27 protein-coding genes are annotated in these 26,701 nt (G+C 42.6%); 5 read left to right on the top strand and 22 right to left on the bottom strand.

Annotated elements, in window-relative coordinates; all coding sequences use genetic code 11:
* Window positions 1–68: 68 nt before the first annotated feature.
* From RMY27_RS07055 to RMY27_RS07045, 3 genes are all read left to right on the top strand, one after another.
* Window positions 69–4,745: a type I polyketide synthase gene (locus RMY27_RS07055; RefSeq protein ID WP_322661707.1), complete on the top strand. Its 4,677-nt coding sequence runs from the start codon at window positions 69–71 to the stop codon at window positions 4,743–4,745.
* Window positions 4,745–9,403 carry a non-ribosomal peptide synthetase gene (locus RMY27_RS07050; protein ID WP_322661705.1) on the top strand — a complete coding sequence of 1,553 codons (4,659 nt, stop codon included), beginning with the start codon at window positions 4,745–4,747 and terminating at the stop codon, window positions 9,401–9,403. The genes RMY27_RS07055 and RMY27_RS07050 overlap by 1 nt, the downstream gene beginning before the upstream one ends.
* Window positions 9,404–9,488: 85 nt before the next feature.
* Window positions 9,489–10,811: an MFS transporter gene (locus RMY27_RS07045; protein ID WP_322661703.1), complete on the top strand. Its 1,323-nt coding sequence runs from the start codon at window positions 9,489–9,491 to the stop codon at window positions 10,809–10,811.
* A 267-nt stretch (window positions 10,812–11,078) separates the two neighbouring features.
* Here RMY27_RS07045 and RMY27_RS07040 read toward each other — a convergent pair whose 3' ends face one another.
* The 21 genes from RMY27_RS07040 to RMY27_RS06940 all read right to left on the bottom strand — a co-directional run bounded on the left by RMY27_RS07040 (window position 11,079) and on the right by RMY27_RS06940 (window position 25,297).
* A complete protein-coding gene (locus RMY27_RS07040) occupies window positions 11,079–13,085 on the bottom strand; it encodes a hypothetical protein (protein ID WP_322661701.1) in 2,007 nt (668 codons plus the stop codon).
* A complete protein-coding gene (locus RMY27_RS07035; protein ID WP_322661699.1) occupies window positions 13,064–13,780 on the bottom strand; it encodes a hypothetical protein in 717 nt (238 codons plus the stop codon). The genes RMY27_RS07040 and RMY27_RS07035 overlap by 22 nt, the downstream gene beginning before the upstream one ends.
* Window positions 13,780–14,190 (bottom strand): hypothetical protein, encoded by a 411-nt coding sequence (locus RMY27_RS07030; RefSeq protein WP_322661697.1) that lies wholly within the window; start codon window positions 14,188–14,190, stop codon window positions 13,780–13,782. The genes RMY27_RS07035 and RMY27_RS07030 overlap by 1 nt, the downstream gene beginning before the upstream one ends.
* Before the next feature lie 652 nt (window positions 14,191–14,842).
* Entirely contained in the window at window positions 14,843–15,115 is a 273-nt protein-coding gene (locus RMY27_RS07025) for a hypothetical protein (protein WP_322661695.1), read from the bottom strand.
* 14 nt (window positions 15,116–15,129) lie between these two features.
* Window positions 15,130–15,705: a hypothetical protein gene (locus RMY27_RS07020; protein WP_322661693.1), complete on the bottom strand. Its 576-nt coding sequence runs from the start codon at window positions 15,703–15,705 to the stop codon at window positions 15,130–15,132.
* 3 nt (window positions 15,706–15,708) lie between these two features.
* Entirely contained in the window at window positions 15,709–16,011 is a 303-nt protein-coding gene (locus tag RMY27_RS07015) for a hypothetical protein (RefSeq protein ID WP_322661691.1), read from the bottom strand.
* A gap of 177 nt (window positions 16,012–16,188) precedes the next feature.
* Window positions 16,189–16,401, bottom strand: a complete 213-nt coding sequence (locus RMY27_RS07010; protein ID WP_190733799.1) for a hypothetical protein — start codon at window positions 16,399–16,401, stop codon at window positions 16,189–16,191.
* 86 nt (window positions 16,402–16,487) lie between these two features.
* Complete coding sequence (locus RMY27_RS07005) at window positions 16,488–16,715, bottom strand: hypothetical protein (RefSeq protein WP_322661686.1); 228 nt, start codon at window positions 16,713–16,715, stop codon at window positions 16,488–16,490.
* A gap of 14 nt (window positions 16,716–16,729) precedes the next feature.
* Window positions 16,730–17,074: a hypothetical protein gene (locus tag RMY27_RS07000; protein ID WP_322661684.1), complete on the bottom strand. Its 345-nt coding sequence runs from the start codon at window positions 17,072–17,074 to the stop codon at window positions 16,730–16,732.
* A complete protein-coding gene (locus RMY27_RS06995) occupies window positions 17,071–17,268 on the bottom strand; it encodes a hypothetical protein (protein WP_322661682.1) in 198 nt (65 codons plus the stop codon). Before RMY27_RS06995 ends, RMY27_RS07000 begins: the two co-directional genes overlap by 4 nt.
* 197 nt (window positions 17,269–17,465) lie before the next feature.
* On the bottom strand, window positions 17,466–18,026 hold the full coding sequence (locus RMY27_RS06990) for a WGR domain-containing protein (RefSeq protein WP_322661680.1): 561 nt from the start codon (window positions 18,024–18,026) through the stop codon (window positions 17,466–17,468).
* Window positions 18,027–18,153: 127 nt separating this feature from the next.
* A complete protein-coding gene (locus RMY27_RS06985) occupies window positions 18,154–19,776 on the bottom strand; it encodes an AAA family ATPase (RefSeq protein WP_322661678.1) in 1,623 nt (540 codons plus the stop codon).
* Entirely contained in the window at window positions 19,773–20,024 is a 252-nt protein-coding gene (locus RMY27_RS06980; RefSeq protein ID WP_322661676.1) for a hypothetical protein, read from the bottom strand. Before RMY27_RS06980 ends, RMY27_RS06985 begins: the two co-directional genes overlap by 4 nt.
* Window positions 20,025–20,057: 33 nt before the next feature.
* Entirely contained in the window at window positions 20,058–20,267 is a 210-nt protein-coding gene (locus RMY27_RS06975) for a DUF2997 domain-containing protein (RefSeq protein ID WP_322661674.1), read from the bottom strand.
* Between the two features lie 2 nt (window positions 20,268–20,269).
* Window positions 20,270–20,719 (bottom strand): DUF1257 domain-containing protein, encoded by a 450-nt coding sequence (locus tag RMY27_RS06970; RefSeq protein ID WP_322661672.1) that lies wholly within the window; start codon window positions 20,717–20,719, stop codon window positions 20,270–20,272.
* A gap of 143 nt (window positions 20,720–20,862) precedes the next feature.
* A complete protein-coding gene (locus RMY27_RS06965; RefSeq protein WP_322661670.1) occupies window positions 20,863–21,936 on the bottom strand; it encodes a hypothetical protein in 1,074 nt (357 codons plus the stop codon).
* Between the two features lie 168 nt (window positions 21,937–22,104).
* Entirely contained in the window at window positions 22,105–22,374 is a 270-nt protein-coding gene (locus RMY27_RS06960; RefSeq protein ID WP_322661668.1) for a hypothetical protein, read from the bottom strand.
* Between the two features lie 69 nt (window positions 22,375–22,443).
* Complete coding sequence (locus RMY27_RS06955; protein ID WP_322661666.1) at window positions 22,444–22,725, bottom strand: hypothetical protein; 282 nt, start codon at window positions 22,723–22,725, stop codon at window positions 22,444–22,446.
* 97 nt (window positions 22,726–22,822) lie between these two features.
* Window positions 22,823–23,377 carry a hypothetical protein gene (locus RMY27_RS06950; protein WP_322661664.1) on the bottom strand — a complete coding sequence of 185 codons (555 nt, stop codon included), beginning with the start codon at window positions 23,375–23,377 and terminating at the stop codon, window positions 22,823–22,825.
* Between the two features lie 135 nt (window positions 23,378–23,512).
* Window positions 23,513–24,421, bottom strand: a complete 909-nt coding sequence (locus RMY27_RS06945; RefSeq protein ID WP_322661661.1) for a hypothetical protein — start codon at window positions 24,419–24,421, stop codon at window positions 23,513–23,515.
* Window positions 24,422–24,499: 78 nt separating this feature from the next.
* Complete coding sequence (locus RMY27_RS06940) at window positions 24,500–25,297, bottom strand: hypothetical protein (RefSeq protein WP_322661659.1); 798 nt, start codon at window positions 25,295–25,297, stop codon at window positions 24,500–24,502.
* Here RMY27_RS06940 and RMY27_RS06935 point away from each other — a divergent pair.
* Complete coding sequence (locus RMY27_RS06935; protein WP_322661657.1) at window positions 25,288–25,509, top strand: hypothetical protein; 222 nt, start codon at window positions 25,288–25,290, stop codon at window positions 25,507–25,509. The two genes, RMY27_RS06940 and RMY27_RS06935, sit on opposite strands and share 10 nt — an antisense overlap.
* 212 nt (window positions 25,510–25,721) lie before the next feature.
* Here RMY27_RS06935 and RMY27_RS06930 read toward each other — a convergent pair whose 3' ends face one another.
* Window positions 25,722–26,015 (bottom strand): helix-turn-helix transcriptional regulator, encoded by a 294-nt coding sequence (locus RMY27_RS06930; RefSeq protein WP_322661655.1) that lies wholly within the window; start codon window positions 26,013–26,015, stop codon window positions 25,722–25,724.
* 172 nt (window positions 26,016–26,187) lie between these two features.
* Between RMY27_RS06930 and RMY27_RS06925 the strand changes: the two genes are divergently transcribed.
* Window positions 26,188–26,433: a hypothetical protein gene (locus RMY27_RS06925; protein ID WP_322661652.1), complete on the top strand. Its 246-nt coding sequence runs from the start codon at window positions 26,188–26,190 to the stop codon at window positions 26,431–26,433.
* The last annotated feature ends 268 nt before the right edge of the window (window positions 26,434–26,701 follow it).

Here is a 26,701-nt window from a genome sequence, read left to right as displayed (position 1 = left end):
GATCGTAGAGGTTCACGCAGAGGAACGCGGAGGTTTAAGGAAAGCTTTGTGTTTATTGGAGGAAAGCCATGATGAATCAAGAAGAAATGGATTTGACCGGAATAGCTATTATTGGGATGGCAGGCCGTTTTCCTAAAGCTAAAGATATTGAAACATTTTGGCATAATCTAAAAAATGGCATTGAATCAATTTCGGTTTTTTCTTCTGAGGAAATGGAGGAAAATATAGACCCCGCCATTGTAAAAAATCCTCAATTTGTTAAAGCAGGATATGTCTTAGAAGATGTAGATTTATTCGATGCTCAATTCTTTAGGATGACTCCTAAAGAAGCTGAAATTATAGATCCCCAACAGCGAATATTTTTGGAGTGTGCTTGGGAGGCTTTGGAAAATGCTGGCTATACTCCTGAAAATTATCAAAGAGCAATCGGTGTTTATGCTGGTTCAGGAATTAACACTTATTCACTATTAAACTTGGGATCGCAATGGAAACTAGGAAAACCTTCAGAATTTGTTGAAGTTTTGATTGGTAACGATAAAGATTATCTAGCTACCCGTGTTTCTTACAAATTAAACCTTAACGGGCCTAGTATTTGCGTTCAAACTGCCTGTTCTACTTCATTAGTTGCTGTAAACTTGGCTTGTCAAAGCTTATTAGATTATCAATGCGATATGGCTTTGGCTGGTGGAGTTTCGATTAAAGTTCCGCAAAAACTCGGTTATCTTTATCAAGAAGGAGGAGCTGTTTCCCCAGACGGACATTGCCGCGCATTTGATGCTAAAGCACAAGGAACTGTTGGCGGTAATGGATTGGGAATTGTCGTTTTGAAGCGATTGGAAGATGCTCTTGCAGATGGTGATTGCATTCATGCAGTAATCAAAGGTTCTGCTATCAATAATGACGGTTCTTCTAAAGTTGGATACACAGCACCCAGCGTTGACGGACAGGCAAAAGCGATCGCAGAAGCTTTGTCTGTAGCAGGAATAGAACCCGAAACTATTAGCTATGTTGAAGCTCATGGAACCGGAACTCCTTTAGGAGATCCAATTGAAATTGCTGCTCTTTCTAAAGTTTTTCCTACTAATGCTAATCAGAAACCATACTGTGCTATCGGTTCTGTCAAAACTAATATCGGACATTTAGATGCAGCTGCTGGTATCGCTGGTTTAATTAAAACTGTTTTATCTCTCAAACACAAATTACTACCACCTAGCCTGCATTTCCAGAAGCCAAATCCTCAAATAGATTTCGCAAATAGCCCATTTTACGTCAACACTTCTCTATCTGAATGGAAGGCAAACGGTACTCCCCGTCGTGCAGGTATTAGTTCTTTTGGCTTTGGGGGAACTAACACGCATATAGTTTTAGAGGAAGCGCCCTCTTTAAGAGAGCAGGGGAGCAGGGGAGCAGGAGAGCAGGGGAGAAAATCTCAGTTGTTGCTACTTTCAGCTAAAACTGATTCGGCTTTAGAAACTGCTACTAAGAATTTGGCTCAACATCTTAGACAGCATCCTGATATCAATCTTGCCGATGTAGCTTACACATTACAAGTGGGGCGCAGCGTTTTCAATTATCGCCGGATGTTGGTGTGCCAAAACGTTGAATATGCCGTAAATGCATTGGAAAATTTAAATTTGCAGCAATCCCATCACTTGCAAAAGCCAAGCGAAAGACCAATTGTATTTATGCTTCCTGGTCAAGGAACACAATATGTAAATATGGCGCGGGAACTCTACGAAACTGAGCCAATTTTTCGAGAGGAAATCGATCGCTGCTGTCAACTGCTACAACCTCATCTGAATTTAGATTTGCGACAAGTGCTGTATCCAAATGAATCAAATATGGATAAGGCAACGCAGCAACTAAAACAGACGGCAATTGCACAACCAGCATTATTTGTCATTGAATACGCTTTAGCTAAATTGTGGATGTCGTGGGGAGTGCAACCTCAAGCTGCGATCGGTCACAGCATTGGAGAATATGTAGCTGCTTGTCTCGCTGGTGTCTTTTGTTTAGAAGATGCCTTGGCATTGGTAGCAGCTAGAGGAAAAATGATGCAGCAATTGCCTCCTGGTTTGATGCTTTCTGTTTCCTTGTCAGCAGCAGAAGTGCAACCTTTCTTAAAAGAAGGAATTTCCTTAGCAGCAATAAACGCACCATCTCGATGTGTTGTTTCTGGTGCAGTAGAAGCGATCGCCCAATTAGAAGATGAGTTGGCAACGAGAAGTTTGGAATTCAGCCGCTTGCATACTTCCCATGCTTTTCATTCTTCTATGATGGATTTTATTTTAGATCCATTCACCGAACTGGTAAAAAAAGTTAAGCTGAACCCTCCTCAAATTCCCTTTTTATCCAATCTTACAGGCACTTGGATATTAGCAACAGAAGCAGCAAGCCCCAGCTATTGGGCGAAACATTTGCGCTGCACAGTCCAGTTTTCTTCTGGAATACAAGAGTTGTTAAAAGACCCGAAACAAATTTTATTAGAACTTGGCCCTGGGCGAACATTAAGCAGTTTAACAAAACAGCATTTCAAACAAGAACCCAGCCAAATTGTGCTTTCTTCGTTGCGACATCCTCAAGAAGAACAGTCAGATATAGAATTTATATTAAATACATTAGGCAGACTCTGGCTTGAGGGTAAGCTAATAGATTGGTCGAAATTTTATGCTAACGAAAAACGTCATCGCCTACCCTTACCAACTTACCCATTTGAACGTCAGCGTTATTGGATTGAACCGAAAAAATTATCTGAAGCTGAAACTAATCGCTCAGTATCATTAAGCAAAAAGCCTGACATCGCCGACTGGTTTTACATTCCATCGTGGAAACGTTCCATTGCACCTCTATTTCAACCGGGAGAATTAGAAAGCGTAAAACGTTGTTGGTTAATGTTTGTGGATGAATGCGGTTTGGGAGAGCAAATCGCCCAACTTTTGGCGCAAGAAAAGCAGACTGTCATTAAAGTGATGATTGGGGAGGAGTTTCGCAAAGTTGACGATGGTGTGTATATTATCAATCCGCGATCGCGCCAAGACTACGATAGCTTACTAAAAGAACTTTGTACCTTAAAAAAAATTCCCCAAATAGTTACCCACCTATGGAGTATTCAACCACATCAGCAGAAACAATCTAAAATTGAATTTTTTGAAAGCTCTCAGGAACTTGGTTTTTACAGCCTACTTTATTTTGTACAAGCATTTAAAGATAGAAATCTTACCGATTCTTTGCAAATCCAAGTCGTATCGGCGAATATGCAAGGAGTGACAGAAGAAGAAGTACTTTCTCCAGAAAAGGCGACTTTATTAGGCCCGTGTAAAGTTATTCCTCAAGAATATACCAATATAACTTGCCGCAGCATTGATATTGTGCTTCCTGAAATCAAAACTTCCCAGGAAAATAAGCTAGTCAAGCAACTTATAGCCGAATTTACAGCAGCGCAGTCTGACTTAGTTGTTGCTTACCGGGGAAATCATCGATGGGTGCAAATTTTTGAACCAATCCGACTGGATGATACTGGGAGCAAAACAAGGCTGCGCCAAGATGGAGTATATCTCATCACAGGTGGGCTAGGAGGTCTTGGTTTGGTACTTGCTGAACATCTAGCAAAAACCGTGCAAGCCAAACTAATATTAGTTGGGCGATCGCCTTTTCCCAAAAAAGACGAGTGGAAAAAATGGCTGGAAACTCACCATTCTCAGGATGAAATCAGCCGCAAGATTCAGAAATTGCAAGCACTTGAAAAATTAGGTGCCGAAGTTTTGGTGAAGAACGCAGATGTGGGCGATCGCAGCCAAATGCAAGCAGTCATTACCCAGACATACGAACAATTTGGTTTGCTTCATGGAGTCATCCATGCCGCAGGCATTGTCAGAGAAAAGTCATTTCGCTCTATCCAAGAAACAGATAAAACCGAGTGTGAACAACAGTTTCAAGCGAAGGGACGCGGATTAATAGTATTAGAACAAGAATTGCAAGGAAGAGAACTTGATTTTTGTCTGTTGGTATCTTCCGTATCATCTGTTTTAGGAGGATTAGGTTGTATAGCCTACTCTGCCGCCAACATATTCGTTGATGCTTTTGCTTATAAGTGTAATCAAACCCACTCTTTCCCTTGGTTGAATGTAAATTGGGACAACTGGCGATTTAAAGAAGAAAAACCAACAACTATAGGTTTAGGGGCAGGTATGGTTGAATTAACCATGACACTTGCAGAAGGGGTGGAAGTTTTACAACGTATTTTAGCCATAAATGCACCGGCTCAAATTGTCATTTCTACAGGAGATTTAAAAGCTAGAATTGACCAATGGATTAACTTTAAACCTTTACAAGAAGTCAAAGATTCCCAAGAATTAAATTCATCGTCGAGTCACCCCAGACCGAGTTTATCAAATTCCTACATTGCTCCGAGAAATGAGGTTGAAGAAACTGTTACTGAGATTTGGGAAAAATTGCTCGGTATAAGAAAAATAGGCATATACGACAACTTTTTTGAACTAGGGGGAGACTCTTTGCTTGCCTTGCCGTTAGTTTCTAGGTTGCGTGATACCTTCCAGGTAGAACTACCTCTTCGTACTCTTTTTAAAGCAACTAATATTGCAGATTTGTCACAGGTCATTATTACTAACGAACCAAAGCCAGGACAAACCGAAAAGGTTGCTAAAGCTTTAAAAAGGCTCAAGAATATGTCTGCTCAAGACATCAAACAGACGCTTCAGGAAAAGAAAAGGGGAGCTAGAGTTTAATGAATATCAAAAGCTTTGCAGACGGAAATGAACTTTCTACTGAAGAGCGTGAGCTTCTCGCATATTTACTTGCAGAAGAAGGAATAGAACTTTCGCAAACCCAATCACTTACTCCCATAATATCTGCTCCAGAAAAACGGCATCAACCTTTCCCACTTACTAACATTCAACAAGCTTATTGGATCGGTCGCAGCGAAACGCTGGAATTGGGCAATGTAGCAGCTCATGCTTACTGGGAAGTTGAAAGCGCTGATTTAGATTTAGAAAGATATGAAAAAGCTTGGCAGCGGTTAATCGAACGTCACGAAATGCTGCGAACGATTGTCTTATCTTCTGGAGAACAGCAAATTCTGGACTTTGTACCACCTTATCAAATTCAAGTGTTGGATCTGTGCAAAGAAAGTCCAGAGGTAGCAGCTTCGCGATTGTCAGCGGCTCGTCAGGAAATGTCTCATCAAATACTGCCAACTGATTGCTGGCCTTTATTTGACATTCGTGTTTCTATATTAAATGAGCGGTGTATTCGTCAACATATCAGCTTCGACTTGTTAATTGGCGATGACTGGAGTCTGCAAGTTTTATTACAAGAACTTTGGGAATTCTACCAAGATGCCGATGCTCCTCTAGGTGCGATCGCGGTATCGTTCCGAGATTATGTTGTCGCTTGTGTCGCACTGCAAGGTTCTTGTGAGTATGAGCGATCGCGGAATTATTGGCTGAGGCGAATTCCTACCCTTCCACCCGCACCCGAATTACCTTTGGCTAAACATCCCAGCTTGGTACATTCCCCTCGGTTCGTGCGTCGGAGTGCAACCCTACAACCAGAAATCTGGCAACAACTGAAAACACGAGCCAATCAGGTCGGTTTAACGCCATCAGGAGTTCTATTAGCTGCCTTTGCCGAAGTTCTGAATGTCTGGAGCAAATTTCCTCAGTTTACCATCAACCTAACGCTATTTAATCGCCTACCCCTGCATCCTGAAGTCAACAAAATTGTTGGTGATTTCACGACATTAAGCTTACTTGCTGTAGACAACTCAACTTTAGACTCCTTTGTAACCCATGCTCGAAACATACAAGAGCAACTTTGGTCAGATTTAGATCATCGCTATTTTGACGGAGTGCAGGTGTTGCGAGAATTGGCTTGCATTCAAGATAAGGAATCAAAAGCTTTGATGCCAGTCGTATTTACCAGCACCCTTACCTTAACAGAAGCTGGACAGAATACTGACCCATTTGCCCCATTTGGCTCGGTAGTTTACAGCATCACCCAAACACCTCAAGTTTGGCTAGATCATCAAGTTTATGAGGAAGAAGAGACTTTAGTTTGTAACTGGGATGCTGTCGAGGAACTTTTTCCTGGTGGGCTTCTAGATGATATGTTTGAAGCTTACTATGGTTTTCTGTTTCGTTTGGCTAATGATGAATCAGCTTGGTTGGAAACTAGACGGCAACTGTTGCCAAATAGTCAACTAGAGCTTTTCGCTGCCATCAACGCTACAACAGCACCAGCACCAAATTCGCTGCTGCACACTTTATTTGAGTCTCAGGTAAAACAGCATCCCCATCATGCCGCCATTATTGCACTAAACCGCACCTTAACTTACCAAGAGTTGCATAGCCTTTCACAAGCATTAGGACATCGACTGCGGCATTTGGGTGCAAAGCCAAACACTTTGGTGGCTGTAGTTATGGAGAAAGGATGGGAGCAGGTGGTAGCTGTTTTGGGCATCTTAGTTGCTGGTGCGGCTTACATACCAATCGATCCCGGACTGCCGATTCAACGGCGATCGCATCTGCTAGAACAGGCAGAAGTACAACTAATTCTTACCCAATCAAAACTCAATCAAACCTTAGAGTGGCCTGCGGGAGTCTGCTGCATTTGTGTGGATACAGAAGAATTGGTATTGCAAAAGAACGATCTAGCTTTGCATCCAGTGCAGCAAAGCGAAGATTTAGCCTATGTTATCTACACTTCTGGTTCTACCGGGATGCCTAAAGGAGTAATGATAGACCATCGCGGAGCAGTTAACACCATCCTCGATATCAATAAACGTTTTGATGTTAACTCATCTGACCGAGTATTCGCGCTTTCTTCTCTCAGTTTTGACTTGTCAGTTTACGACATTTTCGGCACTTTAGCTGCTGGGGCAACAATTGTCATTCCCCAAGCAAATGCCGCTAAAGATCCATCTTATTGGTTGGATGCGATCGCACATCAGCAAATTACTGTTTGGAACTCAGTACCAGCCCAAATGCAGATGTTAGTAGAATATGCCTATGGGCGCTCAGAATTTTCGTTGGCCTCTTTACGTCTGGTACTTCTGAGTGGAGACTGGCTGCCACTTACTTTACCTTCTCGAATTAAAGCTATGGCTAAAAACGCTCAAGTTATTAGTCTAGGAGGTGCTACCGAAGCCTCGGTTTGGTCAATTCTTTACCCGATTGAAACTATTGACTCAACCTGGAAAAGCATCCCCTACGGTTGTCCGATGACTAACCAGCAATTTTACATCCTTAATGAAGCACTAGAACCTTGTCCTGTATGGGTTCCCGGACAGCTATATATCGGGGGAATTGGTTTAGCAAAAGGTTACTGGCGGGATGAACAAAAGACTGCTAGTAGCTTTATCACTCATCCCGTTACTGGTAGTCGCTTGTACCGTACAGGGGATTTAGGTTGCTATTTACCAAATGGTCAGATTGAGTTTTTAGGACGGGAAGATTACCAGGTTAAAGTCGGCGGCTACCGTATTGAGTTAGGAGAAATTGAGGCGGCTTTGGTGCAGCATCCGGCTGTGCATCAAGCTGTCGTTACGGTATTTCAACAGCAAAGCAATAAGGGTTTGGTGGCGTATGTAGTCCCCGTGGAAAAGCCAGCCCCTAACGTTGACGAACTGCGCGACTTCTTGAGCGAGAAGTTGCCTGAGTACATGATTCCTTTTACATTCATGGTATTGGATGCCCTGCCACTAACATCTAACGGCAAGGTGGATCGGCGGGCATTACCAGCACCTGAGCAAGTTAAGGGCGAATTTGAGTTAGAAATTCCTATCACATTAGGGCGTAGCCGCACTGAATATGCGGCACCTCGCACTCCCATAGAGAAGATACTAACGGAAATTTGGGCTGAGGTGCTTGCTGTCAAACCTATAGGCATTTACGACAACTTCTTTGCTTTGGGTGGAAATTCAATTTTAATTATGCAGGCGATCGCTCTTGCCAAGCAAGCAGGTATTCAACTAACACCCAGACAGATGTTTGGGCATCCAACCATTGTTGAGGTAGCAGCAGTAGCTAGCACGGCGACGGCAATCTGCACCGAACAGGAACCTGTAACGGGTTTGGTTCCCCTCACTCCCATCCAGCACTTTTTATTGGAGCTGGATTTACCAAACTCTTATCCTTGGAACTTGACATGGCTGCTGGAGGTGCGGCAAAAAGTAGATGTCTCTCTGCTGGAAGCTGCTTTCCAACATTTACTGCTGTACCACGATGCTCTCCGCTTGCGCTTTGAACGAAATATTTCTGGCTGGGAGCAGTATAACGCCAGTCCTGGGAGAGCGATCGCTTTTGAGCGAATTAATTTATCGCACATATCAACGATCAATCGCCAACAAGCAATCGATGCAACGGCAGCAGAGTTACTGGCTAGCTTCGACTTGTCCCAAGAACCACTGATAGGGGTTGTTCTCTTTGAACTCGATTCCCAAAAGTCAGACCTTTTATTAATAGTTGCCCATCACCTAGTAATTGACGCGGTTTCGATGCGATTTTTGGTAGAGGATCTCCAAACGGTCTATCAACAGCTTAGTTGCGGTAAACCTATTCAGCTTCCCCCTAAAAGTACTTCTTTCCAGCAATGGTCTAAACAACTGACCGAATATGCCCAGTCAGATAAGATTCAGCAAGAGTTGTCCTACTGGCTAGAAACTCTTCCCGAACAAGCAAACCCTTTGCCAGTGGACTATCCTCAAGGCATTAACACTGAGTATTCTAGGCACACTGTTTCCAGGTTTCTCAATGAAAAAGAAACTCATGTGTTGCTGCGGGAGTTTCCTATTTATGACACTCAAGCTCAAGAGGTGTTGTTGGCTAGCTTATTATGTGCCATGTCCAGGTGGACAGGCGAAAGTTCTCTGTTGCTCAACTTCTTAGGTCACGGGCGCGAGGAAATTTTAGAATATGTAGATGTATCTCGCACTGTGGGATGGTTTACCAGCATCTATCCTGTGTTTTTAGATATGGGCAATGAAGATACTTTAGAAGATATATTGCGAATGGTCAAACACCAAATTCAATGCATTCCCAACCGAGGTATTGGCTATGGTATTGTTCGTTATCTTACTTCAGATATTCAAGTTGCCCAAAAATTAAGGTCTTTACCTCAACCCGAAGTTGCTTTCAACTACTTTGGTCAAGTAGATTTTTCTCAAGCTTCTTTATTTCAATTTGCCCCAGAATCTCCCGGAACAATTAAGCAGAAACAAGGAAATCGGCCGCATTTACTAGATGTCATCGGGGTAATATCTGAGGACAGACTGGAAATGAATTTCATCTATAGCGAGAATATTCATCGACAGTCCACTATTGAGAGCCTAGCCGAATACTTCATGGAGACAGTGCGATTGCTCATTTCATCAATCGTTCGGTTGTAGCATTTGGTGACGCCCATTTCAAAGTATTAGCAGTCTTAGAGCCATCTTTACGGATAGTTGCCACACATCGCAAGAGAGAAATTTGATGAGTAAAGCGAAGCTACTAACTGGTATGAAGGGATTTACACTTATCTGGTTTGGTCAGGTGATTTCACAGTTGGGTACTGCTATGACCCGCTTTACTCTTACCATCTGGACATACACAATCACCCAACAAGTCACAGCTACAGCTTTAGTGTTGTTCTGTTCATTTATGCCATCTATACTACTCAGCCCTATTGCTGGCGCGCTCGTGGATCGCTGCCATCGAAAACTAATTTTATTTATCAGCGACTTAGGCGCAGGTTTGGGAACAATTTGTTTATTGATACTTTATGCTACTAACACTTTAGAAGTTAAACATTTATATCTAACCACAGCTATTACTTCAATATTTGAATCTTTTCAATTTCCTGCCTATTATGCTGCTGTCAGCTTAATGCTATCAAAAGCGCAATACAGTCGAGCTAGCGGTATGCTCTCACTTTGGGAGTCTATTTCGGGTGTTTTTGCTCCTTTGTTGGCAGGCTTTTTGTTTGCAGTAATTGGCATTAAAGGTATTATGACCATTGATATATTTACTTTTCTAATAGCAATAAGTGCATTGCTTTTCATCCATATTCCGCAGCCAGAAAAAACAGGTGTTGAAAAAGTGAGCAGCGTTAGTTTATGGCAAGATTCTATTTACGGATTTCGCTACATTTTTAAGCGTCCCAGCTTTAGCGGACTTGTACTTATTTTCTTCACTATCAATGTTACTTTCGGCTTTTATATGGCTCTGTTTGCACCCATGATTTTGGCTCGTACAAACAACAATCAACTCATTTTTGGAAGTGTATGTTCAGCTTTTGGTATTGGGGGAATAGCTGGCGGTTTGTTGATGGGCTATTGGGGTGGCCCGAGGCGTAAAATACACGGGGTTTTGCTTGGGATAGCATTTACTAGTTTACTGGGTACAATGCTGATGGGACTGGGACAAAACCTTCCTGTTTGGGCTACAGCCGCTTTTTTTACTAAGTTCTTTCCCCCGATTATATATGGCTGTAATCAAGCTATCTGGCAAGCCAAGGTATCACCCGATTTGCAAGGGCGTGTTTTTGGCGTGCAACGGCAGATAGGAGAAATTACTATGCCTTTAGCCATAATTATTGCAGGGCCACTAACTGACTACATTTTTGAGCCAGCAATGCAGCCAGGAGGTAGCATTGTACTTATATTCGGCGGAATCATAGGTATTGGCCCTGGTGCTGGAATGGGTTTAGTCCTTTTTATTCTTGGTTTATTAGGTATATTAATTGGACTAAGTGGTTATCTCTTCAAAATCATCAAAAATGCAGAGGACATATTGCCCGATCACAACATTATGTGACATTCAATACTGCCCCCCAGCTTATTTAGAAATTGATTGACAGCGTTCCTAAAACTGTAAAAGGTGCTCCAGGAATTAAGGCAAAGCCATTATCAACGTCGTAATACCTTGTGCTAAAGAGATTTTTGAAATTTAACCCGAATCTATAGTTGTCTCGACGGTAGAAAAGAGCCGCGTCTGCTTTGAGGTAAGAGGGAATTTTGATATGTAAGAATACCGGAACTCGACAGAAACTCGACAGGAACTCAACGGGAACTGTGACGAATGTTACTGGTTAATATTAGTTACGCTGAAACCATCTTTCTCATTTCCGCACAATCGGTTACTGTCAATTAATTGTGACAAGGCATTCCTCAAGTAAAGAACACTCTTTTTCTCGTCGCCCCACTTACGGCTGTTTCTGATAGCAGCAAAAGAAGTTGGAGGGCTAACAGTAGCTGCAACGATCGCCACAATTTGGTCTAAATCAGCCTCAGAAATACTACTCTCTTCTACTTCCAGAAATTCCAGTTCTTGATAAGGCTTTGAAAAAATGGACTCCAAATGATTAACTGCGTCTGATGGCGCAATTTTCTCCCCTCTAGGTATGACTGCCTTTTCATGCTGTTGAACTAATTCTGGGAAGAATTGAAGTAATGTTCTGGCTGGATCTGGTTGCCCATTACCTGGGTGTTTGTAAGTCTTTAGCCATTCGGGAATCATGCCCAGATTGCCACCGCTAACAGGTTCTCCAAAGTTGTTAGGGTTGGCTTTAAAATATTCTCCACTAGCAACATTCATTTTGCGTAGACCACCAGCGCTAACTGCTTGAGCTACACAACCAATAAAGTTAACTGATTGCTTAAAGGTATCTGCCAGCCCAGCCGTAGCTTTACCGACCACGCTTGTCAGGTTGGAGCCATGCAGCACGATAATTAATGTACCACCAGATTTAGCGAAGCGAGAAAGTAAATATTGAATAGCCCAAGTGCGATCGCTCTCATCAAGTAGGGACAGCAAGCGCATCGCCTCATCAATCACTAACAGTAAGTTTTTGTGTGAGTAAGGTTCACTTGCATCTAAGCCTTTAAGAAATCTAAGCAAGTCACGGGCGACTAGTTTATCTGCATCGTCTGCATCTTTTTCAGGGTATTTAAGAGCAGAAATCAGATTGCAACTAAAGGGGTAAACGTCCACGCCTGCTGTAAAGTATTGGGTGTTTAATCCTGCATCTAATGATAAAGATAATGTTGCCAAAATTGCTGCTAAGGTTCCCTTGCCACCTCGCTGAGTACCAGCGATCGCAATGACTTGGGAACTCATCATATCTTCTACTTGAAAACCACTTTTCGTTAAAGCAGCGATGAGTGCGTTTGCCCTATTAACTAGAGGGAGATTAATTATAGTGTCTGGTACAAGCTCATCAGAGGAAGATGACTGTAACTCTGTCGGTCTAGAAAGCTCCGCAGCTTGGTTCATCTTGCCAATATCTACAGTCGGTGATTGAAATTGCTTGATATCTACGGTCGGTGGTAACTGGACGTTTGCCTGTGCAATGGCACTTATCTCCGACCGATTCACTCGGCTGTCAATTGTCACATCCTGTAAATGGAGAGCCATGCTTTCATAAGTCGGTAGCTGACGACCCAAAAGCTTGCCAAACCAGCCAAACATCCAGCGATAAGCATAAAAACGTTTTCCTGGTTCAACTTGGGTTAAATACTGGACAATATTTTCAAACTCAGCATGAAGAAAGGCGTACTCTTGTGCTGATTGTCGTTCTAGGAATTTAACGGTATTAGCAAGATGATCCGCTTGATAATTGCTTCTAGCATCATAATCCCCGGCACGAGCTAGAGCGTCTACAAAATTACCACGTACAAAAGGCAAGGGGGCAATTTCTTTAGTGCAGTTGGAGTGTTCGACAACAAACCATAGCCATGCAGCGCCGCCAATTAAACCACCAACTAGCGCCAGTGGATTGACCGCATAACAAACCGCTCCGATCCCAGAAGCCAACAAACCAAGTACACGGGTCATGTCTGCTTCGTTCTCAGATGCCCGTGCCATTTCAAATAATCCATCTTTTCTCTCTCGCAGCCACTGGGCAATATTTCCGGCTTCCAAATGAGACAAATTAGGATATTGCGATCGCAAATGTTCAGTTTCTTTAGTTGTAATTTTTGGGATATTGTTACTTTGCATAAATGCCTCCCTTGGTGAAACGTTGCCGCCCTCTTTTCCAGCGATTGGTTTCTTGGGCGGTTTCCGTTCTAATCCTTTGTCAACCGCCAAATAGCGAACCCAATTTCACCCGCCATCATTGTGCCGATGTTAAACAATATGCAGCCCAGAATTATGAAGGGGGCTGTAAATTCAAATGGGTTACGAGCTGCAAAAGTGGTGACAATATCGAACACCCAAACCGCAATCACAACCAGCCCTGCACTAGAGCGATCGCGTGTACCTGCGGTTTTGTAGTCTTGCCACAGCTGGCCTACCAAGTCAATCTTGCCACTAGGCTTGGTTTCAAGCTCATAAACCATGTGGTCTTGAAGTTCCCGCCTCGCTGAGTCTGGGTTCTTACCGCGTAGGGCGTGGGCTTCAATTACCTGAACACCGATAGAAATTATAAATGCAAGGTAAAAAAACGGGTTGAACAGTGCAAACGGCACATTTAGCCAATTCCAAGCCGGCTCAAACCACGGGCATACAGGCGGGCCTTGAAAGATTAATTGCCAAGTTGAATCAGCACTAATCATGGAACCGCCGATAAATAAAATCCCGCCAACTAACGCACGACCCGCACCTCCATTAGCAACAAACTGATTGACAATCGCGGCGGCTGCCCTAATGGGTAAGCCGACAATCATCACAACAGCCTTGGCACAAAAATCGATGATTTCACCAAGCGATCGCTTGTTATTCTTGGGCTTACCATCGCTGTTACTAGTACTATTACTTTCTGCACTTGATGAACCATTAGCCATTACTTTTTCCTACTTTGTTTGATATTTTGAACGCTTTTACAGATTCCTTTGGCTTTGTGCTTCCACTTCCAAATTCCTTCTTCAATCCGCCCAATACACCTACCCGTTGCGTCAAAGACATCAACAATCTCATCATCTTGATAAAAGGTTGTGTCTGGTCTGGGATTGCGTTTAGCGCTATCAAAGTAATTGGTAATTCTCAGTTTCCGAGTTGTGGGCATCACTCCCGCCTCATACAAGGCATCACTGGTTTTAGCCCGTTCTTCTATGCGGGAACGTTCTAATTCTTCTGAGGCTTTTAGCCGTTGAAGCTCTGCATAAGCCCCTAACTTGGGTACTAAGGGGATGATTACAGGCAACATACAGATGCCAACACCAGCCAAAGCTAAGTACAGTTGTTTCTTATACATGAGACTGCTGTGCTATGGCGCGTTCTTAGTACAAATTTTTCACATATTTCACACATATCTTTAATGAGGCGTTTCATGTTTCATGCCGGAAATACTGTTTTATGCTGTTTCACGAGTCTGAAACATTGATGAAACTGTTGAAACAGTTTCGTGAAACAGTGCTGTGAAACAGTTGGATGAAACACTACCCTTCATAACGCCTTTCGAGCAAGGAATGGACTGTTGTTTCGTTTTTCATGTTTCACGTTTCACGACCCTGAAACACTGATGAAACCGTTGAAACGTTTCATGAAACAGTGCTGTGAAACAGTTTTATGAAACAATCCTGCTCATAATGGCTTTCGAGCAAGGAATAGACTGTTGTTTCATGTTTCACGTTTCACGTTTCACGCGGGGGAATGCTGTTTCACGGTGTTTCACGACCCTGAAACACTGATGAAACCGTTGAAACAGTTTCATGAAACAGTTCTGTGAAACAGTTTTATGAAACACTCCCACCCATCACTTTCAGAGGGTGTAGAGGATAGGGTATAGGGTGTAGGAAGCTACATTTCAAACCTAATGTTTTTTGAAACTGGGCAACAACCAAGAATTGACAGATTTTTATTTCTTTTCTACACCCTACACCCTACACCCCACACCCTTTTCCTTATCATCTTGATGCCCGTCCCAGAAATGTCAATCCTGCACCAACAAGTAATGCCAAGGGAATGAATATCCCGCTACCAATTAATCCAGTAGCGACAACGCTACCAACGAGATATGCACTGCCACCTAAAGCGCCAACAACTGAAGTAGCAAACAATCCGGTACTGAGAATATCCACGTCCTGATTTTTCCTTTGATGAGTTAATAGTTCTTGAAGCAGTCGGATTTCGGCAACAGTGGCAACAGTTTCATTTTGGATTTGTAACAATGCCGCCACTGTTTTATAAGCTTCTAAAATCGGATCTGTGTCCCCATTGAACTGACTCTCTCCCGTAACGAATTGAGTCGTACTTTGAGTTGTTCCTTTTTTCGGATCGACTCCCCCAGTCTAGTTGAGGCTTCTTCTGCCAAATTAATCAAACTCTGATCTATCTCGGTAATCTGGTTATCAACTTCCAACATGGATTGTTCAGCAAAGGCATCCAACACCGTCCCCTTGGCTCCAATCAAGGATTCCATGAACAATAAAGCTCCTGTGACACCAGTTGATGCACCCAAAATCTTAGATTGCTCATTTTGAACAGCTATAGCACCAGAAATAGTCTCTTTATCAGCCGCAGTCAACTTGTATGAGGCTTGTTGAATTGCCTCATCAGCTTTGGTGATTGTAGCTTCGGGTATATCTGCTATAGGTGATTGTTCAGGCTGTAATCTCTCACTATTGGTAATATCTTGGAATCTAGCTAAAATCTCCTCTGGAACTTGTGAATCGACCGTCCATTTTTGCTCTGGATATTGACGGCGTAATTCATCAACTACCTTCCCTGGTACTTTATTGAGAGCTTGTGCAAATTCTTTAACAATCATGATTTATGCTCCTAAAAACTTTTCGGGGTGATTTTTTAATTCAATTGCCACCTTCTTCAAAGAACCTTTGGCTAAAACGTAACTTCTAATTCTTTGAAGCACAGGTAAATGCCAGTTTGTCAACTTCGCTCGTCCGTTTAGCCCCCCATTATCTTCGTCTCGAAAATCCCCAAATTCTGGCAAGTATAAAGAAGCTAAGTCTAAATACTTTTGGAACTGTCTAATTCCAACTGATCGCTCCAATTGTCTGGCTGCCTCCTCTCGTGTTAACAATTGTTCAACTACACAGCTTCCTTGAATTAGCAACGGTTTCGGCTCCTAGAGTTCCGACTGAGTTCCGATTGAATTCCGATTGAATTCCGATTGAATTCCGATTGAATTCCGGTTGAGTTCCGATTGAATTCCGGTACTGCTAATACTAATAATAAAAACCCTACCGACTGGTGAGTAGGGTTTTTCTGATGACTTAGCGTCAGCCTGACGCTAAGTACCTGATAATAATTTATGGATAGCTCCAAAATGATTAAGTACCTGTGGTTTTGGCTGTTGATACCTTGTACTACTTTCGTCAGCTAACCAATGACTTATTGTTTGTTCAGGATAATCACTAAGCCTATGCATCAGGTATATAGATGCATTGTGAATTATTTTGAATTCTCTTGGATGCATTGGTTTAATACCAATGTTTTGTACCATACTGCGATCGCTCCTAGTGTCGGGTTAATCTGTGGTGGGGAATAGCCCTCCGGTGTTGGAAAATCTCTGCTTGATTTTTAGACTTTTTAGACTTTTCCTGTTTGCTGTTCGATCATCTGCTCCACGTCATCAATTGCATTCACTATTTCTCCCAAAACATTGAACGCATCATTTAACACCACACCATTTGATGTAGAAAAGCACTCGGACGATTGAAGCCTGCGATAATCCTTACTGCTCCCAACCATTTGCAACGTATATTGGCAGCCCTGTAAGATAGTCCGGATCTCTGATGTGGTTAGCTTAATTTCCATTGTTGTTTCTCTCCCTAAAATTTATCTCGTTGAATACTGAAACTTGCTCCGACTAGAGAACTTCCTAAGAAGGCGGAAAAACTGACCAGCATAGCTCCAAGACTTCTGTTTTTCTGGTACTGCCAGCCAGAGATAATTATGTTGGGGTTAGCATTTGTCTCAATAATCTCCAGCCCCCAACACCCCATTGCTCCTACTCCTAAAAACCCAGTTAAAAGCAGAGAGGCGATTGCAGTTGTTTCAATCGTGCGGTCGATAAAAATCCTGGGGTTAAATCTTTTTCGAGTCCGACGAAGAACTAATTTATTACGAGTGTTTGAAGGCAAAGATGATTGATGAGTTACTTTATGGGTTTTCATTTCACTTCGTCTAACTCCACAAAAAATCCTGCACCAGTATTTGTCACTTTCACCAGCTTTCGATTAACTAACGTTTGAATCACCCCCAGACTAAAATTTATAGTGCATAATCGAGCGCTGCCACCGCAACGGCGGAGGTACTGAAGGCATAACTGGGAATGGTCTTTTGGGACTGGGTTAGCTTTTTTAGGCATAATGTCTTTCCTGTTGTGGTTTGTAGGAAGCAAAGCGCTGGGTGAAAAAAATAGCCAAGCAGTATTAATGCTTGACTAAAATGTTTTTGAATTTAAAAGGTGAATTTCAGTTATTAGAAAATATCCAGTTCGTCAAATTGATTTGTTGCAGAGTGCTTGTATGCTTTGGCTTTTCTTACAAAGTGACGCTTCTCAAATTACAAATGTCGCCAGAAGTTCTTACTGATAGTCTTAAGACTGACAACTGCCGTTTCTGTTGTTGCTTCAGGGGCATGACCAACAGCCACCGCAGCGACTTGTGGTGCGGGTGTCGTTAACAAAGAATTGAGTAACTCTCGCTGATAGTCAATATCTTCTACTGTGCGATAAACTCTGTGGTAGTCAATTTGCATCCCTAAAGGTGTTGGTACTATTTTCAGATATTCATTTAGGGCGTTAATATAGCCATCGTGAAAAATTCTATTAGCAATACAAGGACGGATAATATTCAATAATTGAATAGCTCGTCTAATGTCTGCAACACTGCGGCTAGCATCAATCTCTGGCTGACTTTCGCTGTAACCTTTGGATTTCTTTTCTGCTACCAGATTGTTGAATTTGCTAACGGCTCTTTGATGATTGGCTAATGTGTGGACTTTAGTCTGCGCCTGATAACCGACTCTGCCCCACTGCACTGTTAAATTACTATCTTCGACAATGGCCGCCCAGAATTTATTGCTGTTTTGAATTGCGTCAACAAAGACTAAATATATTTCCATCTTTCTTACCCTGTCAATTTCCTAACTTCAGGGCATTGCCCCATCTGAGATAGATATACTGAACGCGATCGCTACGAACCTAAAAGAGCGATCGCCCCTGTAGAATCAGGAGACAATCGCTTTTTCATCAGTTCATATTCCGAAACTTAGCAGCACGCAAAGATTGAGTTTTCGCCGCTTGTACAGGACTACTAGCCCGTCGTGCGGTGGATGCCCAAGCCTGCATTCGCTCAACTGCCGCTGCGTCCTGAATCGCAAGCGGGGTAATGGTTTGACGGCAGGTTTCAAGGTCAGCAAGTGTTACCTGTTGCGGTCTATCCTCATCGAATGCCAGCAGAGCAGCTTCCGAAGCAAGGGTTTCCAGTTCCGCGCCTAAAAACTTTGCAGTGTTGGCAGCGATCGCCTCCAAATACTCTGATTCCAGGTGAATGCCAAAGCGTTGTAGATGAATGCTTAGAATCTGTACACGCTCCGGCTCTGTGGGAAGATCAACAAAGAAATTTTCATCGAAGCGGCCTTTCCGTTTTAGTTCACTTGGCAGTGCAGATGGGTCATTACAAGTTGCTACGACAAACACACCACACTGTGATTCGGACATGAATGTAAGGATATTGCCCAAAATCCTCTGTGAGACTCCACTAGTGTCACCAGTCCCCGAAAGTGCTTTTTCTATTTCGTCAATCCACAGGACGCAGGGTGCGATCGCGGATGCTGTTTTCAGTGCGCGTTTAACATTACCTTCGGATTCGCCAACGAGTGAACCTAGAAGGGACGCAATGTCGAGTTGCAGAAGTGGTAGATTGAGTATGCTAGCGATGTTTTTAGCACAGTGAGATTTTCCTGTTCCGGGTGGGCCAGCCAGCAATACACCTTTTGGTTGGGGTAACGAGAGACTTCGCGCCTCTTGCGTGAACAGCCGCCGCCGCCTCATCAACCACTCGCGCAGAAGATCCAAACCGCCGAACGGGATTATTGCAGGTTTACCCAACTCGATACCCATTTGAGAGAGTAGCCGAGTTTTGTACTCGACGGCTTTGGGGATAAAGTCAGCGTCAACTACGACACCATCATTAGTTAAGTTTTCTTTAACTGTTAACCGAAGGAAATCACTAATTTCTTCTAAGGTTAAACCCAACGCTGCACGAGAAAGAGTTTCAAATTCAGCATTTTCAAGCGTAATAGTAAAGGTTAATTCTTGCTCTCTAGCAGACTGTTGTAAGTCATGCAAATAAGAATTGATATGTTCAAGTATTTGGTCAATACTAGGTAAAGGAACTTCACAATAAGGAATCAATCTGACTAGGGATTCGTGTAATTGTATGTTCTGACCCAACAAGACAATGCGTTTATCTGTGGGTTTTAACCTGTGGTAAAGGTTTTTTACCTTGCTTAAAATCTCCCATGATAATTGAGGTGAGTTCTTAGCAATAAAGGGGTGAATATCTCCGAGGATAAATACACCATTACCACTAAAGTTAACAATGTAGTCGAATACGAATAGTAGTGGATCAGCATGTTGTGGTCTTTTGTACTCTGCAACTGGCTTAAACACCAATCCCCCATCTGCTGCAATTAAACATTGCTCTAAGGTTGATACTCCCAGGTTCCAGAAGAACACTGGACATGAAAGCTTATTGTTAGCTTCAGCAGTCAGCCACTGAATAATCGTCGCTTCATCAGGAGACAGAACATCAACCGCAGCGATGGGGATTTGTGAATCGAGTGTGGAGAGCAGATTTGAGAGGTTCATGATTTTTGATAAGGTAGTGGAGCTAGTTCATCGTGAGTATTAACAAATCTCACGATTACTTCATAAACTTCGGCATCGCCGTCAAAAACCTCAGCTATACCATTGCGCTCTGATTGAGCAATGGCAGAAATTAAAGCATTCAACAGCACACACAGCCCTTCAGTATTTGCTTTGATGATCACGGGCTGGCGTATTTTCTGTTGTGCGTAAATGTGAACAAATGGGTATTCTTTAGCTAATTCGTTCATGATATTTTAGGGGGACTTAACGCCCCCCATCTTTTACTGACGTAAACGTGTTTGACTGCTGTTTGTAGTCCGAAGTTGTGGTGCTGACTCTTCTTTGTAGATGCGATCGCTCTCGCTCACAACTCCCAAAGCGGATTCAAATGGTTGCGTAGCCGATAAACAATTCAAACCCTCAAATCCCTCAGCCTCCACTCGAACTTCACCTGTAGCATTGTCAAAATGAATCAGTATTGAGCGTTCCATATTTATCTCCTTACATATTGTTGAACTTCTTGATGTCCAGCAAAAGTCAGCCGTAGAGTTTGCACAGTTCCTTTGGTTTCTTCACTAATCGCACATTCACCAAATTTTTCTTGTAACTCGGCAGCTTTAGCTCTTACCATTCGTTGTCCATAAGCCAGCATTAGTTTATTGCTGAAAAAGTCTTTGCCCAGCTTCGGAACTGTTTCATAACTATCGTGTATTACGTCGTACACGCCGCTTGACTGATTCCATTTGAAACCGATATCTGCACGGGCTTTTATGGTGCGACCAGATACGATGATTTCAGCACTTTGTCCTTGTGAACCGCCATAATATCCTTTTAGTGGCTGTAGTGTTTCGTGTACTTGCGGTGATAGGTTTAAATCCGTGAGAGCTTGCACCAAACACTCTTGATTGCTTAATTTGGTTTTGACTGTTGAGAAATGCGACACAAGTTATCTCCTTAGTTATAAAACTGGTTTGAGAAATAGTAGAAGTGAGATATCCTTTTTGAGGTGAACACCCCAGAGGTGAACACCACATTTCCAATTCATTAGTTAGTCTTGAGCGATGCACCTTCGCCCAAGACTGTTTTTTACCTAAACTTGAAAGACATGACCGTAGCTTTCGACAAGCCCACGTCGTCAGTCGCAAGTGATTGTAAATTGCGTTGTTCATCTAACAACTTGGTGCGAATCTCTTGTATCTTTTGCTGCAATTGACTGCGCCCCTCATTACCAAGATTCTTAGACTCAATCGCTGGATCGTTAACGATAGAATCCAAGTGCGCCATCATCGCTTCCAAGCTACTGCCAGCCTCCGGTGAAGCGTTTGCCAGTAGCACTTGAACCTTCATTAGATGACGCTCCATTTTTCTTTTAAACTGTATGGGTTTCCTCCCTGGTTCCCAATCAGCCAACTCTTCAAGCAACTGCGCGGCGAGTTGTTCACCACCTGCCAGGGCTGATTCCCTTAGTCGTTGCTCCAGATTTTGGTCATACTGTTGGATGAACTTGGTAATCTGGTCAAGACATTCAGCTTGTTGCTGATTGAGTTGCTCGGACAATGCCGGGATAATCACCGGACGACCAATAACAACTTGCAAATAGTCTTCAAGGTCAGTCAGAGTCGGAAAAGCCATTATTAAGTTGGCTTTGACTGATTCTTGCTTATCGTGAGGTAATTCCCAAGTGTTAAGTGAGAGGAACTGGTCAATCCGTTCCTGGTAATCTACAAGTCCTGCTTCGTAATCAGCTTTTAATTGATTACGCAATCCAGGGGCGATATTATCCCTGATATTGATTAACTGATTCCAAACGAGTGGAGCTAAATCAATAGGACAAACCCAATCACCAGTATCAGCAGACATCCATTCTTGAACTGAAGCAATCTCTTGACGCAATTGGGCAGCAGCTTCATCTAGCTTTTTGAATACTTTGATTCCGCGTAATCCAACTTCGGAATTAGTAACTTTCACAAGGTCTGATTCGATTTCAGAAACCTCAGCTTTTAGCACATCCGCCCATTTAGGAGCGGCAGACTTTGTACTTTTCTTTAGTTGAATACGGAAGCGAATGCGAGTTTTATTTAACTGTGAGAAATTGTGGCGCTCGACTACTGCATCAGTTAGGAAATTTGTAGCGATAGGGTTGTCGATTGCTTGTACCATGATTATTGACCTCAATCATTATTTTTCACTTTCGATTAAGCGAAGCTTTCTTTGTGGTGATTTCTCAAGAGAGCGAATGTCTGTAGTAGCTCTATAGATTACTTTTGTAGAGCCATTTTGTAGCCGAATATGTCTTTTAATGACTGGTGGTTTATGTATGGACATGGCTTAAAATAGCTGAAGTTGCTGTGAATTATCCTGTACCGCAGGCTTCTCATAGACCATGCCTTCGACTTCATAACACCGAGTCATGAGTTTGTTTCGGTTTAGCCGAAAGCTGGCTTTTTTTCTTTGATTTGGCAGAGGTAGAAACAAATACTGCGGATGTTGGATAGTACCTGCATCGCCTAAGTATCGACAATGTGTACCATTAATTTGGTAAACTTTTGATGAGCTTAACAGTGTCGCGTCATACACTTTGATCAAATTTGTTTCCATCTGATTAGTATTGAAGTAGAGTGTGTGATAATCTTTTGTGGAATCGATTTTTCTCTCCAGTCAAACTGATTAAATCTGACTGGAGAGTTTTTCACGCATAATCTGATTCAATTTTTCTTTTGATTCATCAGGTAGAGCATTAAAATCAAACTCTTTCGAGTCCCAAACTTCATCAAGACTTGTTGACTCATCGATAATATTTGCAATCAAACAAGATTCATCGTCGTAATTCCAATCATTTGCTAGAAGCCACGGCAGAACTCCTTCAGATTGCAATAGTTTCTCAATGTCGAACGAGTCAGAAAACTGTTGCAAGTTTTCAATACTGGGGTGAACGATTGTAATATTCATCTGTGATTATTTGTGAATAGTTGAACAGCACGTATTAGCTGTAGACAAAGCTTGAGTAACTTATAACTACAGCCTCTCAAGCCCTGTTTACAACGAGTTAAAACACCATCTCAAGAGCAGCTTTTGTTACAGCAATTGCCTGCTTGCTGATCTCACGCCAGTTCGTCTCCTCGTTGTAAGATGCCATAACTAATTCCGACCCAACCCATACCCGACAGAACAACACGTTTTCATCTGTCGTACCCGGAGTAGGCTGTAGTGTGATAGGAGAATATAGTTGTTCTGGGGTCAAAGTTGCGATCGCCGCAAGTATGCACTTTGAGAAATGCGTGTCGTAGCCTGATTCTAAAATATATGTGCGGTCTGCTTGCATAGTTATCAGTAACTTGCAGGTTTCTTTTTTGCGGCGTTCTGTATTCTCAAACCGCAGTTCTTTAAGATATCCAGTCAGCGCAGTTTGAGGGACATCACTCGGTTCACCATTTAGTGTGTACCATAGTCCTCCGTGCTGACGATTGCAGTAGATTTTGCAATTGCCAGCTTCAGAGTGCAATCCCAGTTTTGGTTTATTGATTGCTGCGACTAACTGCTTTAATAACTCTTCCTGACGCATCAGTGCAGATAGTAATTCAGCATTTTCTTGAGGGGTCATTTGTTTTTACCAAAAGCATTTCACTTTCGCATTGGCGAAGCCGCTTAATTGTGATATATGAAGCGTAGAGCCAATTAAACAGCGCTCTTGATTTCACAAAAGCGCTTTTTATTACTAATTATTTGTAGTTACAGGTTATTCGTGTGAATTAAATCTTGCTAACAACTCTTCACGGGATAAACTAGACAATTCCAGTAAAAATCTTGCAAAGTCATCTGGTGATAACTGCAACAAAGTATTAACTACTCTTGAGAGTTCTTCATCCACAGAACCAAATCTGAATCTCAACAAGTTTTCTACAACCTGACGGCGTTCTTGCTCCACTCCCTCCTGTACCGCTTGCGCTCTTGCTTCTTGATAAGCTTCTGTTAAATTCATAATTAACTCCTGATCATCTTCAGTTAAATCTGTTTGTGTCATTACACTGATACGCCACCTGTAAACCATTTCAAGAACATTACGGCGAACAAGATTCTCTGGTGGAAGGGCAACCAGTTCACTTACTGCAAGCTGTTGTACTGTACCTCTTCCCAAAAGCCTGAACCATAGAGTTTCTTCTGTGACGGGTAACTCGTTGATCGCTATTATCGCGCCTCTGAAACATTCTTGAAAAAAGTAAACTCCAGTCATCCACTTTTCTAAGTCTAGCTTAACCTCTAAATCTGCTAACAGAGAGGCTGAAACACTAGGTGCCAAAATCCACAAACGAGCTAAATCATCTTCGCTAATGGTAGTTTCTTCTCTTTTGGCTTTGCGTTGAGAATCCGCAATCACAGTAAACAGCTTCATGAAACAGTTACGTACTTCCGTCCGACTGGGTTGATTACGAAACGGTTCTAGTAGCGTTGTATTTAACAAGGCAATTCTTCCCAATAATCCTAGACTTTCGGCTTGGGCTTGCGGGGAAGGTAAAAATAATACATCTACAAATCTGGTTACATCCGTTACTTCCCTGTTAATTTTTACTTCACCCAAAGGAGCTAATAATTCCTCTAGAAATTCTTTGGCAAATTTGTCGTGAGGTTGGTGAGGTTGTTGGGTCATTTTGTAAGAGCGAACTGTGTTTTATTTTACAAGGATTAGTTATGGTTGCATGGTGGGCATTAAAACCCACCATTTCACTTACGCTGCTACCAACTCCCGACAAACTTGCGGCAGTTCAATCGGAGCAGTTGCTCTGGACAGTCCCTCTACAGCCTCTTTTACGTTCCAATACTGGACTCCATCATTACAGCGCCAGTAATAAGTCTTGGGATCGTTTTCCCATAACTCATCAGCATTCCTGACCTTGAAGAGTATGCCCAAAAACTCCCCATCTAGATATACGTTGTGAGCCGTCTGAAGGTCAGTGCGTCCTACATAAGTTAGTCGATAGCCGTCCACTGGCGTACACAAGTCTTCTGCACGAGTCCCGCGATACGAGCAGTTACCGCACCCATGACCACCACAATCGGGACAGATGGCAGCAGGCATATTCCACTTCGGCAGGGTGAAGTCCCATTCAGCCGGTGGTGTTAATATTCGAGCCTTGTGAGAGATATAACAACCAGCATGACCGATTACTTTATCAGAATAGTATTGGACGCTTAACGATAGCCAGTCACAATCACCCAATAAGCCAATTTTCTCAGAAGCTCGTTTCAATTCCTCATCTTGCTCGTGATTGCACTCTACTGGAGCAGAAAGACTCTTTTTCACCTCTGCAACAGCATGTTTGAATGGCTCTTTGTGGTATCGAGCATAGCCGTGAGTCATTTTTACCCAGACGATATCATCGCTGTTGATCCAGATAGTTACTACATCTTCGGGCTTGCACTCTTTTGAGTAGTCCGACTGATTGACGATGGTTGCGATGATTTGGCGATCGCGTGTGGTTAACGGATCTTTTGTTGGCGTAGGGGCTGAAACTTGTGTCATCATTAGAAATACCTCTTGTTTGGGGTAAAAAGGCGATCGCATACTTTTCCAGAGCGGCGATCGCCTTTTGTATTTGTGTAGTAATTGATGTTGTGGCTTGCCACAACACTCTCAACCTAAAATTGGCGAAGCCTAATATTCTTTTGCTCCTAGCCAGTGACTGGAGCTACCAAGCAGGATACACAGCGCGTCAGGCGACAGGTGAGTTTCAATAACATCATTCGCTAGTCTTCATCCTGTTGGTAATTTTTATTAAGAACTCCTGCAATCCTTATCTACCTTCAGCAGCTTTGACTATCCACTGCATCTGTTACCTGGGGATATTGTTCTGTTCTGTTTTTTTCAAGGTTCAGTAGAAGCGCTTTTTGTATTTTTAGGAGGAGCGCCCGTTTCATACTTTTATTATCACTGACGGCGTTAGTGATTGTCAACCAGTTTGAATCACCTTTTTAGGATTTTTCACTAACTGAACTTGTAAAAAATCTTCTACAGATATATCAAGAGCCTTGCATATTGCTTCTAGCTTTTCCCAAGAAACAGTAGGTTTGAGTCCTTTACGTTCATCAACTGTATATTCTCCGCGCTCCAAGTGCTGTATTGACTGGTAAGAACACCCAGCCCGTTTAGCCAGCGAAGCCATTGACTCTTCACCTCTAAGTATTTTTAATCGCTCTCCCATCTCTTTAGTCCACCAGACGCTAGCGATAAGAGTTTTTGACATAATTAATAGTTCTTCTTCTATGTAATCTTTTCTATTATCGCCACTTGACTTCTCAGCCATAATACAATAACTTAGTTAGTGATAAATAGTAATACCTTTCACTAACTTAGTTTGAAGCACGGCAAAAGTAAAAGCGATCACTTGCCGATATGCAATGCGATGATTTCAGTTTGTGCCAATTGCGATCGCACAGAAGTTACTCAAAAAAATCGATTTAAGCTTGTCTTATGTTAGTCGGCTGGGGCCGAGAGGTAAACGGAAACGAGTTTACCAGTTTATTAAACCTGATGATGAGCGGAATTGTATCTTCGAGAAATGGTTGAGCCGGGATGCTTCTCAATCTGATGCTGTGTCCGGTACAAGTAATATAGATTTAACAACACCAATCACTAACCACCTAAAACTCCCCAAAGATTAGATGAGGCTGTTGGGGACTGGCATGGATTAAAGCTGAGATTGCGACAGGGGGTAGAAGGTGCTGGTCAGTTCTACCAAAACCTCATTTCTAAAATTGGGGAGGCCGTTGGGGTTGCTGATGGAGAGCCTTTTTGGAATGGGTATTCGGGTCAGTGGCAGGTGTAGGTTGATTTTGGGGACAGGTGTAACCCTGTTGGGTGCGAGTGGGTTGCGTGCGTGGGGTAATTTATGTTTGATTTTTATATATAAGGAAAATCAAATAATTTCAG

It is taken from the genome of Nostoc sp. DedQUE09 (assembly GCF_034530915.1).
Lineage (GTDB): Bacteria > Cyanobacteriota > Cyanobacteriia > Cyanobacteriales > Nostocaceae > Nostoc.
Note: the sequence above shows the minus strand (reverse complement) of the source record. Positions and strands in the feature narration are given on the sequence as shown.